The sequence below is a fragment of the Streptomyces sp. NPDC001594 genome, assembly GCF_042893675.1.
GTDB lineage: Bacteria > Actinomycetota > Actinomycetes > Streptomycetales > Streptomycetaceae > Streptomyces.
Map to the genome: position 1 here is coordinate 145,905 of NZ_JBIAVB010000015.1, position 15,826 is coordinate 161,730.

General features: G+C 72.3%; 16 protein-coding genes. 8 read left to right on the top strand and 8 right to left on the bottom strand.

Going from position 1 to position 15,826, the window contains the following annotated elements:
• Nucleotides 1-32: 32 nt before the first annotated feature.
• The 3 genes from ACFY0O_RS27965 to ACFY0O_RS27975 all read right to left on the bottom strand — a co-directional run bounded on the left by ACFY0O_RS27965 (nt 33) and on the right by ACFY0O_RS27975 (nt 3,219).
• Nucleotides 33-647 (bottom strand): GNAT family N-acetyltransferase, encoded by a 615-nt coding sequence (locus ACFY0O_RS27965; RefSeq protein ID WP_388951519.1) that lies wholly within the window; start codon nt 645-647, stop codon nt 33-35.
• A gap of 116 nt (nt 648-763) precedes the next feature.
• Nucleotides 764-1,813 carry a family 2 encapsulin nanocompartment cargo protein polyprenyl transferase gene (locus ACFY0O_RS27970; RefSeq protein WP_388951522.1) on the bottom strand — a complete coding sequence of 350 codons (1,050 nt, stop codon included), beginning with the start codon at nt 1,811-1,813 and terminating at the stop codon, nt 764-766.
• Complete coding sequence (locus ACFY0O_RS27975; RefSeq protein WP_388951525.1) at nt 1,813-3,219, bottom strand: family 2B encapsulin nanocompartment shell protein; 1,407 nt, start codon at nt 3,217-3,219, stop codon at nt 1,813-1,815. The genes ACFY0O_RS27970 and ACFY0O_RS27975 overlap by 1 nt, the downstream gene beginning before the upstream one ends.
• A 218-nt stretch (nt 3,220-3,437) precedes the next feature.
• Between ACFY0O_RS27975 and ACFY0O_RS27980 the strand changes: the two genes are divergently transcribed.
• Nucleotides 3,438-4,028 carry an N-acetylmuramoyl-L-alanine amidase gene (locus tag ACFY0O_RS27980; protein ID WP_358899382.1) on the top strand — a complete coding sequence of 197 codons (591 nt, stop codon included), beginning with the start codon at nt 3,438-3,440 and terminating at the stop codon, nt 4,026-4,028.
• 10 nt (nt 4,029-4,038) lie between these two features.
• Nucleotides 4,039-4,932, top strand: a complete 894-nt coding sequence (locus ACFY0O_RS27985) for a 1-aminocyclopropane-1-carboxylate deaminase/D-cysteine desulfhydrase (protein WP_388951529.1) — start codon at nt 4,039-4,041, stop codon at nt 4,930-4,932.
• Between the two features lie 52 nt (nt 4,933-4,984).
• On the opposite strand, the gene ACFY0O_RS27990 is transcribed toward ACFY0O_RS27985, so the two are convergent.
• A complete protein-coding gene (locus ACFY0O_RS27990) occupies nt 4,985-6,568 on the bottom strand; it encodes a Na+/H+ antiporter (protein ID WP_388951531.1) in 1,584 nt (527 codons plus the stop codon).
• A 65-nt stretch (nt 6,569-6,633) separates the two neighbouring features.
• Between ACFY0O_RS27990 and ACFY0O_RS27995 the strand changes: the two genes are divergently transcribed.
• The 3 genes from ACFY0O_RS27995 to ACFY0O_RS28005 all read left to right on the top strand — a co-directional run bounded on the left by ACFY0O_RS27995 (nt 6,634) and on the right by ACFY0O_RS28005 (nt 8,520).
• Nucleotides 6,634-6,894 (top strand): UBP-type zinc finger domain-containing protein, encoded by a 261-nt coding sequence (locus ACFY0O_RS27995; protein WP_358899385.1) that lies wholly within the window; start codon nt 6,634-6,636, stop codon nt 6,892-6,894.
• 214 nt (nt 6,895-7,108) lie between these two features.
• A complete protein-coding gene (locus tag ACFY0O_RS28000) occupies nt 7,109-7,522 on the top strand; it encodes an anti-sigma regulatory factor (RefSeq protein WP_042816094.1) in 414 nt (137 codons plus the stop codon).
• 11 nt (nt 7,523-7,533) lie between these two features.
• Entirely contained in the window at nt 7,534-8,520 is a 987-nt protein-coding gene (locus tag ACFY0O_RS28005) for an RNA polymerase sigma factor SigF (RefSeq protein WP_388951667.1), read from the top strand.
• A 19-nt stretch (nt 8,521-8,539) separates the two neighbouring features.
• Here ACFY0O_RS28005 and ACFY0O_RS28010 read toward each other — a convergent pair whose 3' ends face one another.
• Nucleotides 8,540-9,010, bottom strand: a complete 471-nt coding sequence (locus ACFY0O_RS28010; protein WP_388951535.1) for a hypothetical protein — start codon at nt 9,008-9,010, stop codon at nt 8,540-8,542.
• 85 nt (nt 9,011-9,095) lie between these two features.
• Between ACFY0O_RS28010 and ACFY0O_RS28015 the strand changes: the two genes are divergently transcribed.
• Nucleotides 9,096-10,061 carry a diacylglycerol/lipid kinase family protein gene (locus tag ACFY0O_RS28015; RefSeq protein ID WP_388951538.1) on the top strand — a complete coding sequence of 322 codons (966 nt, stop codon included), beginning with the start codon at nt 9,096-9,098 and terminating at the stop codon, nt 10,059-10,061.
• Nucleotides 10,062-10,380: 319 nt separating this feature from the next.
• Nucleotides 10,381-10,638 carry a WhiB family transcriptional regulator gene (locus ACFY0O_RS28020; RefSeq protein WP_003953983.1) on the top strand — a complete coding sequence of 86 codons (258 nt, stop codon included), beginning with the start codon at nt 10,381-10,383 and terminating at the stop codon, nt 10,636-10,638.
• Between the two features lie 150 nt (nt 10,639-10,788).
• Here the strand turns inward: ACFY0O_RS28020 and ACFY0O_RS28025 are convergent, their stop codons facing one another.
• Both ACFY0O_RS28025 and ACFY0O_RS28030 read right to left on the bottom strand, forming a co-directional pair.
• Nucleotides 10,789-12,258 carry a PAS domain-containing sensor histidine kinase gene (locus ACFY0O_RS28025; RefSeq protein ID WP_358899388.1) on the bottom strand — a complete coding sequence of 490 codons (1,470 nt, stop codon included), beginning with the start codon at nt 12,256-12,258 and terminating at the stop codon, nt 10,789-10,791.
• Nucleotides 12,259-12,656: 398 nt separating this feature from the next.
• The gene (locus ACFY0O_RS28030) at nt 12,657-13,250 is read right to left on the bottom strand and encodes a TetR/AcrR family transcriptional regulator (RefSeq protein ID WP_388951541.1); all 594 of its coding nucleotides are present in this window, start codon (nt 13,248-13,250) and stop codon (nt 12,657-12,659) included.
• Between the two features lie 229 nt (nt 13,251-13,479).
• Here ACFY0O_RS28030 and nagB point away from each other — a divergent pair, with 229 nt between their 5' ends.
• Complete coding sequence (gene nagB / locus ACFY0O_RS28035) at nt 13,480-14,265, top strand: glucosamine-6-phosphate deaminase (protein ID WP_388951543.1); 786 nt, start codon at nt 13,480-13,482, stop codon at nt 14,263-14,265.
• Nucleotides 14,266-14,338: 73 nt separating this feature from the next.
• On the opposite strand, the gene ACFY0O_RS28040 is transcribed toward nagB, so the two are convergent.
• Entirely contained in the window at nt 14,339-15,823 is a 1,485-nt protein-coding gene (locus ACFY0O_RS28040; RefSeq protein ID WP_388951545.1) for a glycoside hydrolase family 3 protein, read from the bottom strand.
• Nucleotides 15,824-15,826: the final 3 nt, after the last annotated feature.

Sequence of the window (15,826 nt, forward strand, 5' to 3'; positions counted from 1 at the left end):
TACTTCGCTTGAAGTGGTTACGCAAGGCCCGGTTACGCGAGGCCCCCGCTCCCGCTCCCCCGCGGCTTGCGCCACATGGGCCACATCAGCGGGCCCTGGGGCAGCCGCACCGCCTCGCCGGTGAACTCCCACCCCAGCCGCTCGTAGAGCCGCATGCTCCGCTCGCTGCTCGCCTCCAGGTACGCGGGGACCCCGTCCCGGTCGCAGCGTTCCAGGACGGGCCGGATCAGCTCGGTGCCCAGCCCCTCGCCCTGCCGGCCGGGCGCGACCGCGATCATGAGCAGGTACTCGTGCTCCTCGGCGGTGGGGTGGACCGCCCCCGTGAGCCGTCCGACGAGCTCGCAGCGTTCGTTGCCGGGGTCGGCCACCTCGCGCATCCGGGCCGGCACCTCGTCCTCCCCCTCCGGTTCGCCGGCCGGGATCCGCAGCCACAGCGCGGCCGCCGAGCCGTCGGCGGCGTAGTCGATCCGGCCCTCGGCCAGGGCCACGTCGACGAAGACCCCGAGGAACCTGCCGTGGACGGCGGCGCGGTGCGCGGGGTCGGGGAAGACCCAGGAGCTGACCGGGTCGCTGCGGAAGGCCTCGTCCAGCAGGCGCGCGACGGCGTCCCGGTCCGACCGATCCGCCTGACGTATCTCCAGCACCACAGGTCACGCCTTTCACTCGCACGTCAACTACCGCGAGTGATCCTAGAGTTGGCCGGAGCGCGCGGAAAGGCCCGTTCCGGCACCCCCGCGGTGCCGGAACGGGCCAACCGCCCCGCCTACTTCGTACGGCGCGTCACGAACTCCGCGAGCGCCAGCAGCCCGCCCGCCGCCGCCACGTCCGGCACCGCGCGGGACAGCTCCTGCACCGCCCGGCCCATCCGGTCGGCGGCGTGGTCCTGCGCCCAGTCGCGGCCGCCGGCCCGCTCCACGGCCCGGGCGGCCCGAGGGACGTCCTCGTCGCCGGTCATGGGCCCGGCGTACAGGGCGGCGAGCTCCTCCCCCGCCTCGGTGCCGGAGGTGAGGGCCGCCACCACGGGAAGGGACTTCTTGCGGGCGAGCAGGTCGGCCCCGGCGGGCTTGCCGGTGTGCCCGGGGTCCCCCCAGATGCCGATCAGGTCGTCGATCAGCTGGAAGGCCAGGCCCGCCTCCCGGCCGAAGGCGTCCATCGCCTCGACCTCCTCCGGCCCGGCGCCCGCGTACAGCGCGCCGACCGCGCAGGCGCAGCCCAGGAGGGCGCCGGTCTTGGCCGTGGCCATGGCCAGGCACTCCTCCAGGGAGACGGAGGAACGCCGCTCGAAGGCGCAGTCCGCCTGCTGTCCGGCGCACAGCTCGACGATGCAGGCCGCGAGGCGGGCCGAGGCCCGCGCCGAGGCCGGATGCGGGTCGTCGGCGAGCAACCGCAGGGCGAGCGCCATCATCGCGTCGCCCGTGAGCAGGGCGTCCGGGATCCCGAAGACGGTCCAGGCGGTGGGCCGTCCGCGGCGGCGGGCGTCGTTGTCGATGACGTCGTCGTGCAGCAGGGTGAAGTTGTGCGCCAGCTCCACCGCGGCCGCCGCCCGCACCGCGGAGCCGGGGCTGCCCTGCGGACCGCCCAGGGCACGCGCCGAGGCGAGGACGAGGGCCGGCCGGATGGCCTTGCCCGCGCCGACGGCGGCCGGTCCGCCGTCCTCGTCCGCCCAGCCGAAGTGGTACATCGCCACCCGCCGGGTGGGGGCGGGCAGGCTCTCCACGGCCCGCCGGAGCTCGGGGTCGACCGCTTCCCTCGTGCCGTCCAGGAGGGCGGCCGCCTCCTGTCCCTCGCCGGCGGCGACGGTGTGCGCGGCCATCAGCGCCAGCGGCCGATCTCGACGTTCTCCAGCACGCCGAGCGCGTCGGGGACGAGGACGGCGGCGGAGAAGTAGGCGGTGACCAGGTAGGAGATGATCGCCTGCTCGCTGATGCCCATGAAGCGGACCGACATGCTCGGCTCGATCTCGTCGGGGATCCCGGGCTGGTGGAGCCCGATCACGCCCTGGTTCTCCTCGCCGGTGCGCATGCAGAGGATGGACGTCGTCCGGGCGTCGCTGATCGGGATCTTGTTGGACGGGAAGATGGGCACGCCCCGCCAGGCCGGAACCCGGGTCCCGGCGACGTCGACGGTCTCGGGGTAGAGGCCGCGCTTGTTGCACTCGCGGCCGAAGGCGGCGATGGCCTTGGGGTGGGCCAGGAACAGGTTCGAGTCGCGGCGCATGGCGAGCAGCGCGTCGAAGTCGTCGGGGGTGGGCGCGCCGTCGTGGGGCTGGACGCGCTGGTCGTAGTCGGCGTTGTGGAGGAGGCCGAAGTCGGGGTTGTTGAGCATCTCGTGCTCCTGGCGCTCCCGCAGCGCCTCGACCGTCAGCCGGAGCTGCTGTTCGGTCTGGTTCATCGGGTGGTTGTAGAGGTCGGCGACGCGGGTGTGGACGCGCAGGACCGTTTGCGCGATGGAGAGTTCGTACTCGCGGGGGCGGGCCTCGTAGTCGACGAAGGTGCCGGGGAGCACGGCTTCGCCGTGGTGGCCGGCGGAGAGCTCGATGGCGGCCTCGCCGTACGGGTTGGCGTGCCGCTCGGGCTGTGTGCTCACGCTGTCCACGTGGGCGCGGAGCGAGGGGACGCGGTCGGCGAGGATCTGGAAGTCCTGGCGGGTCAGGACGAGGGCCGTGCCGGGGGTGGCGGCGCGGGCGGTGTACTCCCAGATGGCCTCTTCGTCGGTGAGGGCGTCCTCGCCGAAGTAGGCGCCGTCGGCGACGGTGCGCAGGACGGCGTCGTCGCCGTAGGGGCCGGGGCCGATATGGTCGATGCGGCCGTGGGCGAGGAGGAAGACCTGGTCGGCGGGGCTGCCGAAGGAGGTGAGCTCCTGGCCGGCCTCGAAGTCGAGCTGCCGGCAGCGGGCGGCGAGTTCGGTGAGGACGTCCTCTTCGGTGTAGTCGCGCAGGAGGGGCAGTTCGCCGAGTTCGGCGGGGATGACCTGGACCTGGCGGCCCGTCTTGACGAACTCCACGATGCCGTTGCCGACCGAGTAGCTGAGGCGGCGGTTGAGGCGGTAGGTGCCGCCCTGCACCGAGACCCAGGGGAGCATCTTCAGGAGCCACCGCGAGGTGATCTCCTGCATCTGCGGGGCGGACTTGGTGGTGCTCGCCAAGTTCCGCGCGGCCGCGGTGCCGAGACTGCGCTGCGGTGTCTGGGCTTCGGATTCGGAGCCCGCCTGGACCGACATGTCTTCGCCTTTCGATCACTCCATGGTCTGCGATAGAGAACCCTTTCAGCACGCAATGCGGTCGGACCATTACACAAAAGAGTGGGACTACTCCCGGCCCGGGTGGGCATCCTCCAGGGTCCGGTCGCGCGTGGCCGAAACCCGCCCTAGCCACGGAATGGCCGCCTCCACTACACCGGTACGTAACGAACCGAGCACGTACCGTAAGGGAGGCGGCCATGTCCGCACCCATGTCCGCGGACCGCTTCATCCACGCCCTGCGCGCCGAAGGTCTGACCGTCGTCGAGGTCGGCAGCTGGCGCACGCACAACCGCAACCACAAGGGCCCCTGGGGGCCGGTGCACGGGGTGATGATCCACCACACCGTCACCCACGGCACCGCCTACACCGTGCAACTCTGCCGCGACGGGGACCGCGCCCTGCCCGGCCCGCTCTGCCACGGGGTCATCACCAAGGACGGCCGCGTCCACCTCGTCGGCTACGGCCGCGCCAACCACGCCGGCGCCGGCGACTCCGACGTCCTCGCGGCCGTCGTCGCGGAGCGCCGCCTCCCCCCGGACCACCGGGCCGACACCGACGGCAACCGCTACTTCTACGGCTTCGAATGCGAGAACCTCGGTGACGGCGAGGACCCCTGGCCCGCCGTCCAGCTCGACGCCATCACCCGCGCGGCGGCGGCCCTGTGCCGCGTCCACGACTGGGGCGCCCGCTCGGTCATCGGCCACCTCGAATGGCAGCCGGGCAAGATCGACCCCAAGGGCTTCACGATGGACTGGCTACGCGAACGTGTGGCCGACCGGCTGAAGTGACAATGGACGGGTGACCCACCCCGAGCTGCGCCCCCGCCCGCCGTCCCCTCTCGTCGAGGCGGCCGACGAACGCTTCGCCGCGCAGGGGGTGCGGCTCCTCCTCAAGCGGGACGACCTCGTCCACCCGCAGCTCCCGGGCAACAAGTGGCGCAAGCTCGCGCCGAACCTCCGGGCGGCCCTGGAGGCGGGCCACGACCGGCTCGTCACCTTCGGCGGCGCCTACTCCAACCACCTCCGCGCCACCGCGGCCGCCGGGCGGCTGCTCGGCCTGGAGACGGTCGGCGTCGTCCGGGGCGACGAGCTCGCGGACCGCCCCCTCAACGCCTCCCTGGCCCGCTGCGCGGCGGACGGCATGCGGCTGCACTTCGTCACCCGCTCGGAGTACCGGCGCAAGGCCGAGCCGGAGGCCTTGTCCCGCCTGCTGACCGCCGCCGGGGCCCAGGACGCCTATCTGGTCCCGGAGGGCGGGAGCAACCCGCTCGCCCTCACCGGCTGCGCGGAGCTGGGACGCGAACTGCGGGGCGCCGGCGACGTGGTGGCCGTCGCCTGCGGCACGGGAGGCACCCTGGCCGGCCTGGCGGCCGGCCTGGGCCCGGACCAGCGCGCCCTGGGCGTCCCGGTCCTGGCGGGCGGCTTCCTGGGCCCGGAGATACGTTCCCTCCAGACGGCCGCCTTCGGCGCCCCGACCCCCAACTGGACCCTGGCCGAGGGCCACGACCACGGCGGCTACGCCCGCGTCCCCCCGTCGCTCGAAGCCTTCGCGAAGGACTTCGAGTCCCGCCACGGCCTCCCGGTGGAACGCATCTACGTCGCGAAGCTCCTCCGGGCCCTGACGACCCTGACGGAAGCGGGGGCGTTCGAACGCGGCACGACGGTGACGGCGGTGGTGACGGGGCGGGCGTAGGGACCCGCCATCGCCCCCTCGCGGCGGGCCCCGACGGAACCGGGAGCGTGCCCTATCCCGTTTCCTCCCTGTACGCCGCCGCCTCCTCCAGGTCCAGGCGGCGCAGCAGGCCCCGTAGCATCTCGTCGTCGATGCGGCGGCGGTCGCGGAGGGTCACGAAGACCTCCCGTTCGGCCTCGATCATCTCCCTGGCCAGCCTCCGGTAGACGTCGTCCGCCGACTCGCCCGTCAGGGGGTTGAGCTCGCCCAGGCGCTCCCACACCGCGTTGCGGCGGCGTTCCATGACCGTGCGCAGGCGGTCCGCCAGGGGTGGCGGCAGGCTGCTGTTCGCCGGGTCCGCCAGGAGTTCCGTGAGGCGTTCCTCCGCCGCCCGGGAGGCCTCGCTCTGGGCCTGGGCCTCGGCCAGGGTTTCGGCCTGGGCGTCGCGCGGCGGCAGTTTCAGCGCCCGGATCAGCGGCGGGAGGGTCAGGCCCTGGACGACCAGGGTGCCGATCACCGTCGTGAAGGTGAGGAAGAGGATCAGGTTGCGGTGCGGCACGCTCATCGGCACCGAGAAGGCGATCGCCAGGGAGACCACCCCCCGCATCCCGGCCCACCCCACGATCACCGGGGACTTCCAGTCGGTGTCGGGTTCCCGGGCGCGGATGCGTTCCGAGACCCACCGCGGCACGAAGGTCGCCGGGAACACCCACAGGAAGCGGGCCACCACCACGGCGAGGAACACCACGACGGCGTACCAGGCGGCGGCCAGCCCCTCGTACTCCCCCAGCCCTTTGAGGACCACCGGCAGCTGGAGGCCGATGAGGGCGAAGACCACCGACTCCAGGACGAACGCGACGACCTTCCACACCGCCTCCTCCTGGAGCCGGGTCGCGAAGTCGACCTGCCAGTTGCGGTGCCCCAGGTAGAGGGCGACGACCACCACGGCCAGGACGCCCGACGCGTGCACCCGCTCGGCGGCCGCGTACGCCACGAAGGGGATCAGCAGGGAGAGGGTGTTCTGGAGCAGCGGCTCCCGCAGCCGTTTCCTCAGCTGGTGGATCGGGACCATCAGGAGCAGGCCCACCCCGACGCCTCCCACCGAGGCCAGCAGGAACTCGGCGAGTCCGCCGGACCAGCCGGCGCCCGTCCCGACGGCGGCGGCCAGGGCCACCTTGTAGGCGGTGATGGCGGTGGCGTCGTTCACCAGGGATTCGCCCTGCAGGATGGTCGTCACCCGGTTCGGCAGTCCGAGCCGGCGGGCGATCGCGGTGGCGGCGACGGCGTCCGGCGGGGCGATGACCGCGCCCAGCACCAGGGCCACCGGCAGGGACAGCCCGGGCACGACCAGGTACGTCACCCAGCCCACCGCGAGCGTCGCGAACAGCACGTACCCCACCGAGAGCAGGGCGATCGGCCGTACGTTGGCCCGCAGGTCCAGGTACGAACTGTCGACCGCGGCCGTGTGCAGCAGCGGCGGGAGCAGCAGCGGCAGCACGATGTGCGGGTCGAGGGCGTACGAGGGCACCCCGGGCACGTACGCCGCGACGAGCCCCACGGCGACCAGCAGCAGCGGCGCCGGCACGGGGGTGCGCCGGGCCGCCCCCGCCACGGCGGCGCTCACCGCCACCAGCGCCACCAGCGGCAATACCTCCATCGAAGATCCATCCCCATCCGTCGTCGCCGATGTCCCACCCGCGCCGTGGCCGTAACCTGGCCATCATGAGCGAGTGCACCCACGTTGCCGAACTGCCGCGCCCCGAGCCTGTCCCGCGTGCACTGACCTGCCCGGAATGTGAGGTGCTCGGGAGCCATCCGGTCCAGCTTCGGATGTGCCTCGGGTGCGGGTACGTGGCCTGCTGTGACAGCTCTCCCCACCGGCACGCCACCGCGCACCACCAGGAGACGGGTCATCCGGTGATGCGCAGCTTCGAACCGGGCGAGACGTGGCGTTGGTGTTTTGTCGACGGTTCGATCGTCTGAGGCGGGGTAGTTCAACCCTCCGCCGGTTCCCCCGATTTGGGCCCGCAGACCCCTAGCCACTGTGTGTACCCGTGGGCTTACCATCAGTCACTGCACAGAGGTGGGGTCGGCCCGGGCGCTCCACAGAGGGCGCCATGAGGGGTGCCGCGACACGATCGCCCGGATCGCGATAGCGTCACCGGCGAACAGAGCTCGTACCACCTTGGAGGTGAGGGTGTCCCAGATCGCAGGCGAGCCCGGGACCCAGGACTTCGTGGAAGTCCGGCTGCCGGCTGCGGGTGCCTACCTGTCGGTGCTGCGAACGGCCACGGCCGGTCTCGCGGCACGGTTGGACTTCACCCTCGACGAGATCGAGGACCTCCGCATCGCGGTGGACGAGGCCTGCGCGATCCTGCTCCAGCAGGCCGTGCCGGGCTCCGTCCTCAGCTGCGTCTTCCGGTTGATCGACGATTCACTGGAAGTGACCGTCTCCGCGCCCACCACCGACGGGCGCGCGCCGGAGCGGGACACGTTCGCGTGGACCGTGCTGTCGGCGCTGGCCGGCAAGGTCGAGGCGACGGTCGAGGACAACCGGACGGTGAGCATCAGCCTCTACAAACAGCGCGGCGCGGGACCAGGCCCGGCGTGAGCGGCGGGGAGATCCCGGTGCGGGGCGGGGATCGGCCCCGGGTGAGGCACGAGGTCGACGGCGGCATCCCGGAGCAGCACCACGCCCGGCCGCACCCGGCTGACGCGGATGCGGAAGACGGCTTTTTGGACTCGGCGGAGCGACGGGCGGGCCCTATGAGCGAGAACCAGCACGACCAACCACAGCCATCGGAGGCCCTGGCCCCGGAGGTGCCGGACGAGGTGCACGTGGCGCTGCCGGATCCGCGGGACCGCAGTGGCGCGCGGGCGCTCTTCTTCGAGCTGCGCGAGCTGCCCGACGGGTCCGCGGAGCGGGCGGAGCTGCGCAACCGGCTGGTGCGGATGCACCTGCCGCTGGTCGAGCACCTGGCGCGGCGGTTCCGCAACCGGGGCGAGCCGCTGGACGACCTGACGCAGGTGGCGACGATCGGCCTGATCAAGTCGGTGGACCGGTTCGATCCGGACCGGGGGGTGGAGTTCTCGACGTACGCCACCCCGACGGTGGTCGGCGAGATCAAGCGGCACTTCCGGGACAAGGGCTGGGCGGTGCGGGTGCCGCGGCGCCTGCAGGAGCTGAGGCTGTCGCTGACGACGGCCACGGCGGAACTGTCCCAGCAGCACGGCCGCTCGCCGACGGTGCACGAGCTGGCCGAGCGGCTGGGGATCTCCGAGGAGGAGGTGCTGGAGGGGCTGGAGTCGGCCAACGCCTACAGCACGCTGTCGCTGGACGTGCCGGACACCGACGACGAGTCGCCGGCGGTGGCGGACACCCTGGGCTCGGAGGACGAGGCGCTGGAGGGCGTCGAGTACCGCGAGTCGCTCAAGCCGCTGCTGGAGGGGCTGCCGCCGCGGGAGAAGCGGATCCTGCTGCTGCGTTTCTTCGGGAACATGACCCAGTCGCAGATCGCCCAGGAGGTGGGCATCTCGCAGATGCACGTCTCCCGGCTGCTGGCGCGGACGTTGGCCCAGCTGCGGGACAAGCTCCTCGTCGAGGAGTGATCGACGGGGGCTGGAGGGGTTATCGGGCCTGGTCCGCGGGTCCGATGCCCAGTGCCTCGGTCGCCGTCGGGTTCACCAGGAGCGCGGTGACGGCCACCGCCGCCAGGGCGAGGGCCACGGCGGCGGCGGTCATCGCGCCGCCGGTGGTCCACAGGGTCCAGGCGACGGGGAGGGCCATGAGCTGGGTGATCAGCGCGGGCCCGCGGCTCCAGCGGCGGCCCAGGCGCAGCCCGCGGGCCGCGATCAGCGGGAGCGCGGCGAGGGCGAGCAGGGTCGCTCCGCCGGTCTCGGCCTGCTGGGGGGAGTCGGGGTGGCCGGCGATGCCGACGAACAGCATGTAGACGCCGAGGCCGGCGAGGGCCAGGCCCTCCAGGGCGGTCAGCGCGGCGGCCGCGGTCAGCCGGCCGGGCAGCTTCTTGGGCTCCGCGGTCGCGTCGGCGGGGCCGTCGGGGGACGCTGCGGGGGTACGGGGGCTCGGCTTCTTGCTCACCCCAGCAGGGTAGCCGCGGCGGGGCGGGCCCGGACGGGGACGGTCGGTAGGGGGCGGGTGCGCGGGGGTGGGTAGTCTGGCGACCATGCGTGCACTTCTCGTGGCCAACCCAGCAGCGACGACCACCAGTGCGCGCACGCGCGACGTCCTGACGCACGCCCTGGCCAGCGAGATGAAGCTGGAGGCGGTGACCACCGAGTACCGGGGGCACGCCCGTGACCTGGGGCGCAGGGCCGCGCACGAGGGGCTGGACCTGGTGGTGGCGCTGGGCGGGGACGGCACCGTCAACGAGGTGGTGAACGGGCTGCTGCACGACGGCCCGGATCCGGAGAACCTGCCGCGGCTGGCGGTGGTGCCGGGCGGTTCCACGAACGTCTTCGCCCGTGCGCTCGGGCTGCCGAACGATTCGGTCGAGGCGACGGGCGCCCTGCTGGACGCGCTGCGGGAGCGGCGCGAGCGGACGGTGGGGCTAGGGCTGGCCGCGGGGGCGCCGGGCACGGAGGACGAGTCGGTCCCGTCGCGCTGGTTCACGTTCTGCGCGGGCTTCGGTTTCGACGCGGGTGTGGTGGGGCGGGTCGAGCAGCAGCGGGAGCGCGGCAAGCGTTCGACGCACGCCCTGTATGTACGACAGCTGATGCGGCAGTTCTGGGAGGAGCCCAACCGCCGGCACGGGACGATCACGCTGGAGCGGCCGGACATGGATCCGGTGACGGATCTGGTGCTGTCGATAGTCTGCAACACCTCGCCGTGGACGTACCTGGGAAATCGCCCGCTGTACGCCTCTCCGGAGGCCTCGTTCGATACCGCGCTTGACGTATTGGCGCTGGACCGTTTGTCAACTCCGGCGGTCGCGCGGTACGCGACACAGCTCCTGACCTCGACTCCTGAGCGCGGTCCGCACGGCAAGCATGCGGTGTCTCTGCACGATCTGACCGACTTCACCTTGCATTCGAAGGTTCCCCTCCCTTTCCAGATGGACGGCGATCACCTCGGAGTGCGCACCAGCGTTCGGTTCACAGGCGTTCGCCGTGCACTGCGTGTGATTGTGTGAGTAGAAGAGTCCAAAATCCTTTCAGTCGAACGTTTACACGCCGGTCCACCCCTAGGAACTAGGGCTGTGACCTAGTCGACACCGACGAATCCAAAAAAACTTTCCGGAAGGGGTTGTATCCCCGTCCGAGGTTTGCGAATCTCTACATGGCGATCGGGACAGCCCGCAGAACCCGGCACCCACACAGAGCGCCAGAACCCCACCACGAATCTTGGACCGCACCAGGCAACTGGGCGTCGGCCCTTCCCTCACGGGGGGATTCGTGAAAGCGTTCACATTCACAAGCAACCTGCCCGCAATACAAGGAGATGGAGCAGCCATGGACTGGCGTCACAACGCCGTTTGCCGCGAGGAAGACCCCGAGCTCTTCTTCCCCATCGGCAACACCGGTCCTGCGCTGCTGCAGATCGAGGAAGCCAAGGCCGTCTGCCGCCGTTGCCCCGTCATGGAGCAGTGCCTGCAGTGGGCGCTCGAGTCCGGCCAGGACTCCGGTGTCTGGGGCGGCCTGAGCGAGGACGAGCGCCGCGCCATGAAGCGCCGCGCCGCTCGCAACCGGGCGCGCAACGCCAGCGCCTGATATCGACTTTCGAGCCTCGACGCGCAGCGCGTAGTACCCGTATAGCGCTCAGCAACGTGCTCTTGAGCCCCGGACCGATCACCCTTCGGTCCGGGGCTCAGTGCTGTCCCCGTCCTGGAGCCGTCACTCTGCGTGAAGGCGCCCGGTGGGCTACTTCGGGGAGCTGACCGGCACGTCGAGGACGACCTTGGTGCCGCGCGGCTCCGCGCGGACCATGTCGAAGGTGCCGCCGAGCTCGCCCTCCACGAGGGTGCGGACGATCTGCAGCCCGAGGTTGCCGGCCGTCTGCGGGTCGAAGCCCTCGGGCAGGCCGGAGCCGTCGTCGAGGATGGTGATCAGCAGCCGGCCGTCGGCGCGGCCCGAGCCGCTGCGGGCGGCGGTCACCTCGACCGTGCCGCCCTCCCCCTGGGTGAAGGCGTGCTCCAGGGCGTTCTGGAGGATCTCGGTCAGCACCATCGACAGCGGAGTGGCCACCTCCGCGTCCAGGATCCCGAACCGTCCGACGCGCCGGCACTGCACCTTGCCGGGCGAGATCTCGGCGACCATCGCGATGACCCGGTCGGCGATCTCGTCGAACTCGACCCGCTCGTCCAGGTTCTGAGAGAGGGTCTCGTGCACGATCGCGATCGAACCGACGCGCCGCACCGCCTCGTTGAGCGCCTCGCGGCCGCTCTCCGAGTCCATCCGGCGGGCCTGGAGGCGCAACAGCGCGGCCACCGTCTGGAGGTTGTTCTTCACCCGGTGGTGGATCTCCCGGATGGTGGCGTCCTTGGTGATCAGTTCACGTTCGCGACGGCGCAGTTCGGTGACGTCGCGGCACAGGACCAGGGAGCCGATCCGGGTCCCCTTGGGCTTGAGCGGGATCGCACGGAGCTGGATGACCCCGCCGTTGCCCTCGACTTCGGTCTCGCGGGGGGCCCAGCCGCTGGCGAGCTTGGCGAGGGCCTCGTCCACCGGGCCGCGGGAGGGGGCGAGTTCGGCGGTGGTGGTGCCCAGGTGCTGGCCGACCAGGTCGGCGGCGAGGCCGAGCCGGTGGTAGGCGGAGAGGGCGTTGGGGGACGCGTAGGTCACCACGCCGTCGGCGTCGACGCGCATCAGGCCGTCTCCGACGCGCGGGGAGGCGTCCATGTCGACCTGCTGGCCGGGGAACGGGAAGGAGCCCGCGGCGATCATCTGCGCGAGGTCGGAGGCGGACTGGAGGTAGGTCAGCTCCAGCCGGCTGGGTGTACGCACAGTGAGCAGGTTGGTGTTGCGCGCGATCACGCCGAGGACCCGGCCCTCGCGGCGGACGGGGATCGACTCGACGCGGACCGGCACCTCCTCGCGCCACTCCGGGTCGCCCTCGCGCACGATCCGGCCCTCGTCCAGCGCGGCGTCGAGCAGCGGGCGGCGGCCGCGCGGCACGAGGTGGCCGACCATGTCGTCCTGGTACGAGGTGGGGCCGGTGTTCGGCCGCATCTGCGCGACGGAGACGTAGCGGGTGCCGTCGAGGGTGGGGACCCACAGGACCAGGTCCGCGAAGGACAGGTCGGAGAGCAGCTGCCACTCCGAGACCAGCAGGTGCAGCCACTCCAGGTCGGTTTCACCGAGGGCGGTGTGCTGGCGTACGAGATCGTTCATGGAGGGCACATTGCGAGCGTACCCCGGGTACGGGGATGACTTTCCCCACGACCGGTACTCGGGAGTATCCAGGACGGGCGCACTCCGCGTACTGTTGGAGGAAGTGACGGGCCAGTAGGTCCGCGCTTTGGATGGACAGGACAGATTGGTCTAGTCCACAATTGACCGAAGCTTCCGCCCTCCCCGCACAGGAGGACGGATCGAGGTGGCCGCGCGTTCTGCCCTGACCGCGCAGACACCTCCCACCGGCCGCCGGGAACCGCACACCTGACGGCCGTAAGTACTCCGGGCTACGGTGCCGGACGGGTTGAGGGTCCCGTCCTGCACCGTGGCCCAGAGGAAATCCGGGATCGAATGCGTGCGGAATTCCCCGCGGCATCAGGCCCGAGTGCGCCGGTTCATCGCGGCCAGGCCAGCAGCGCCCGCTCCGCCACCGCCTCCAGCTCCTCCCGGGTCGCCCCGTCGCGCGACTGCTGGCTCATGCCCTGGAGCACCGCTCCGGCGTAGCGGGCCAGCATCCGCGCGTCCGTGTCCGCGGGCAGCACCCCGCTCGCGATGTCGGCCCTGATCCTGGTCTCGAACATGGCCAGGGTGGCCAGGCGGCGCTCGCGCAGGGCGTCGGCCACCTCCTGCGAGGTGGTGTTGGCCGCGGCGCTGATCACCATGCAGCCCGGCGGGTGGGCCGGGTCGGTGTAGATCTCGGCCGCCTCCCGCAGGATCCGCCCCATGGCCGCGCCGGCGGTGGGCTCCTCGCGGAGCGCGACGCCGGCGAAGTCCCCGTAGCGGCTGCCGTAGACCACGACGACCTCGTCGAAGAGCTTGCGCTTGTCGCCGAAGGCCGCGTAGAGGCTGGGCGCGCCGATGCCCAGGGTGCGGGTCAGGTCGGAGATGGACGTGGCTTCGTAGCCGTGTTCCCAGAAGGTCAGCATCGCCTTGTCGAGGGCGGCGTCCCGGTCGAAGGAGCGGGGCCTGCCGCGCTGTCCTGTCACCATGCGGACGATTCTATAGCGGTCGCTATCGAATCCGATACGTGTCCTTTCTGTAGCGACCACTACCGGGCACCCCGGACATCGCGCCGCCGGCCCGGTCCGGGGCGGCGGGCCGACCGGGCGCGAGGCCCGGAACGGCGGGACGATGGATGTGGCGGAGGGCCTCCGCGGGCGGGGCCGCTCTGCTAGATTGGTCTATACCACACACGACTCTCAGATCGGCAGGCCCCGCGTGGAAGTTGTCATCGTCCCGGACGCCAAGGCAGGCGGCGAGCTCATCGCGGAGGCCATGGCCGCCCTGGTCCGCCGCAAGCCCGACGCCCTGCTGGGCGTGGCGACCGGCTCTACCCCGCTGCCCATCTACGAGGCGCTCGCCGCCAAGGTCGCGGCCGGCGAGGTCGACGCCTCCCGCGCCCGGATCTGCCAGCTCGACGAGTACGTCGGCCTGCCCGCCGGGCACCCGGAGTCCTACCGCGCCGTCGTGCTGCGCGAGGTCGTGGAGCCCCTGGGCCTGACCGAGGAGTCCTTCATGGGCCCGGACGGCTCCGCCGCCGACGTCCAGGCGGCCTGCGAGGCTTACGACCAGGCCCTCGCCGACGCCGGCGGGGTGGACCTCCAGCTGCTGGGCATCGGCACCGACGGGCACATCGGCTTCAACGAGCCCTGCTCCTCCCTGGCCTCCCGCACCCGCATCAAGACGCTCACGGAGCAGACCCGCGTGGACAACGCGCGCTTCTTCGAGAACGACATGGACCAGGTGCCGCACCACGTCATCACCCAGGGCATCGGCACCATCCTCGACGCCCGCCACCTGGTCCTGCTGGCCACCGGCGAGGGCAAGGCCGAGGCGGTCGCCCAGACCGTCGAGGGCCCGCTGTCGGCCCTGGTCCCGGCCTCCGCGCTCCAGCTGCACCGGCACGCCACCGTCGTCGTGGACGAGGCCGCCGCCTCCAAGCTGAAGCTGGCCGACTACTTCCGCCACACCTACGTGAACAAGCCCGCCTGGCAGGGCCTGTAGGAGCGCGGGAGCGACGGACAAGGGCCGGGCCCCCCTCCTCGGGGGCCCGGCCCTTCCGCATGTGCCCGGCGGACTACCGGACGCCGGCGACGACCTCGGCCGCGGCCCGCCCACAGACCCGGGCGGCGCCGTGCGTGGCGATGTACAGCGCCCCGCGCGGCTCGGCGCGCGGCAGGCCCATCTCCACGACCACGGTGTCGGGCCGCGCGGCGACCAGGGCGTCCAGCGCACCGGTCATCCACGGGTGCCGGTGCGCGTCGCGGACCACCGCGACGACCGTGCGCTCCCCCGCGGCCGCCAGCACGTCCTCGGCGCCCGAGCCCTCGGCGTAGACGCCCGAGGCGGTCCCCGGGACCAGGGCGGCCAGCTCCTCGGCCACCCCCCAGGGGGTCTCGTCACCGACCGCGATGTTCGCCACCGGGGCGAGCGTGGCGACGTACGGGGCGGCCACGGGGGACGGGGTGCCCGTCACGGCCAGGGCGCGGCGGGCGGCCTCCAGGCCGATGCCGGACGCGCGGCTCCCCTCCCGCCGCGCGTCCGGCCGGGCCCGGAAGGTCCATCCGGCGAGGGCGCGCACCCGCTCGGCGGCGTCGGCGAGCCGCTCCTCGGGCAGCGTGCCCTCGCGGACGGCGGCGACCAGCGCGTCGCGCAGGCGCAGCACGGTCGCCTCGTCGGCGAGGCCCCCGCCGACGCAGATGGCATCGGCGCCGGCCGCGATGGCCAGCACCGAGCCGCGCTCGATGCCGTACGTGCCGGCGATGGCGTTCATCTCCATGCCGTCGGTGACGATGAGCCCCTCGTAGCCGAGTTCCTTGCGCAGCAGACCGGTGAGGATCTGCGGGCTGAGGGTGGCGGGGCGGGTCGGGTCGAGGGCGGGCACCAGGATGTGGGCGCTCATGACGGCCTTGGTGCCGGCTTCGATGGCCGCCCGGAACGGGACCAGCTCGCGGGCCTGGAGGGTGTCCAGGTCCACGTCGATGCGGGGCAGCGCGTGGTGGGAGTCGACGTTGGTGTCGCCGTGGCCCGGGAAGTGCTTGGTGCAGGCGGCGACCCCGGCCGACTGGAGGCCCTGGACGTACGCGGCGGTGTGGCGGGCGGTGAGACCGGTGTCGGAGCCGAAGGAGCGCACGCCGATGACCGGGTTGTCGGGGTTGGAGTTGACGTCGGCGGACGGGGCCCAGTTGAAGTTCACTCCGCACTCGGCGAGGCGGCGGCCCAGCTCGCGGGCGACCCCGCGGGTCAGGTCCGTGTCGTCGACGGCGCCGAGCGCCAGGTTGCCCGGGAAGGAGGAGCCGCCCCGGACCTCCAGGCGGGTGACGTCGCCGCCCTCCTCGTCGATGGCGACGAGGAGGTCCTCCCGCTCGCGGCGCAGCTGGGCGGTGAGCGCGGCGAGCTGCTCGGGCGCGGTGATGTTGCGGCCGAAGAGGCCGACGGAGGAGAGGCCCTCGCCGATGTGGCGCAGCAGCCAGGAGGGGGCGGTGGTGCCCTCGAAGCCGGGCTGGAGGACGGCGAGCGCGTCGCGGGTCAGGGTGTCGGTGTGGTGCGCGAGGATCGTCACGGC

Coding starts and splice junctions, on each gene's coding strand:
- ACFY0O_RS28025 (WP_358899388.1), bottom strand. CDS start 12,258: ATGAACGATCTCGTACGCCAGCACACCGCCCTCGGTGAAACCGACCTG.
- ACFY0O_RS27975 (WP_388951525.1), bottom strand. CDS start 3,219: ATGTCGGTCCAGGCGGGCTCCGAATCCGAAGCCCAGACACCGCAGCGC.
- ACFY0O_RS28015 (WP_388951538.1), top strand. CDS start 9,096: ATGCGTGCACTTCTCGTGGCCAACCCAGCAGCGACGACCACCAGTGCG.
- ACFY0O_RS28030 (WP_388951541.1), bottom strand. CDS start 13,250: ATGGTGACAGGACAGCGCGGCAGGCCCCGCTCCTTCGACCGGGACGCC.
- ACFY0O_RS27970 (WP_388951522.1), bottom strand. CDS start 1,813: ATGGCCGCGCACACCGTCGCCGCCGGCGAGGGACAGGAGGCGGCCGCC.
- ACFY0O_RS27980 (WP_358899382.1), top strand. CDS start 3,438: ATGTCCGCACCCATGTCCGCGGACCGCTTCATCCACGCCCTGCGCGCC.
- ACFY0O_RS27995 (WP_358899385.1), top strand. CDS start 6,634: ATGAGCGAGTGCACCCACGTTGCCGAACTGCCGCGCCCCGAGCCTGTC.
- ACFY0O_RS27990 (WP_388951531.1), bottom strand. CDS start 6,568: ATGGAGGTATTGCCGCTGGTGGCGCTGGTGGCGGTGAGCGCCGCCGTG.
- ACFY0O_RS28020 (WP_003953983.1), top strand. CDS start 10,381: ATGGACTGGCGTCACAACGCCGTTTGCCGCGAGGAAGACCCCGAGCTC.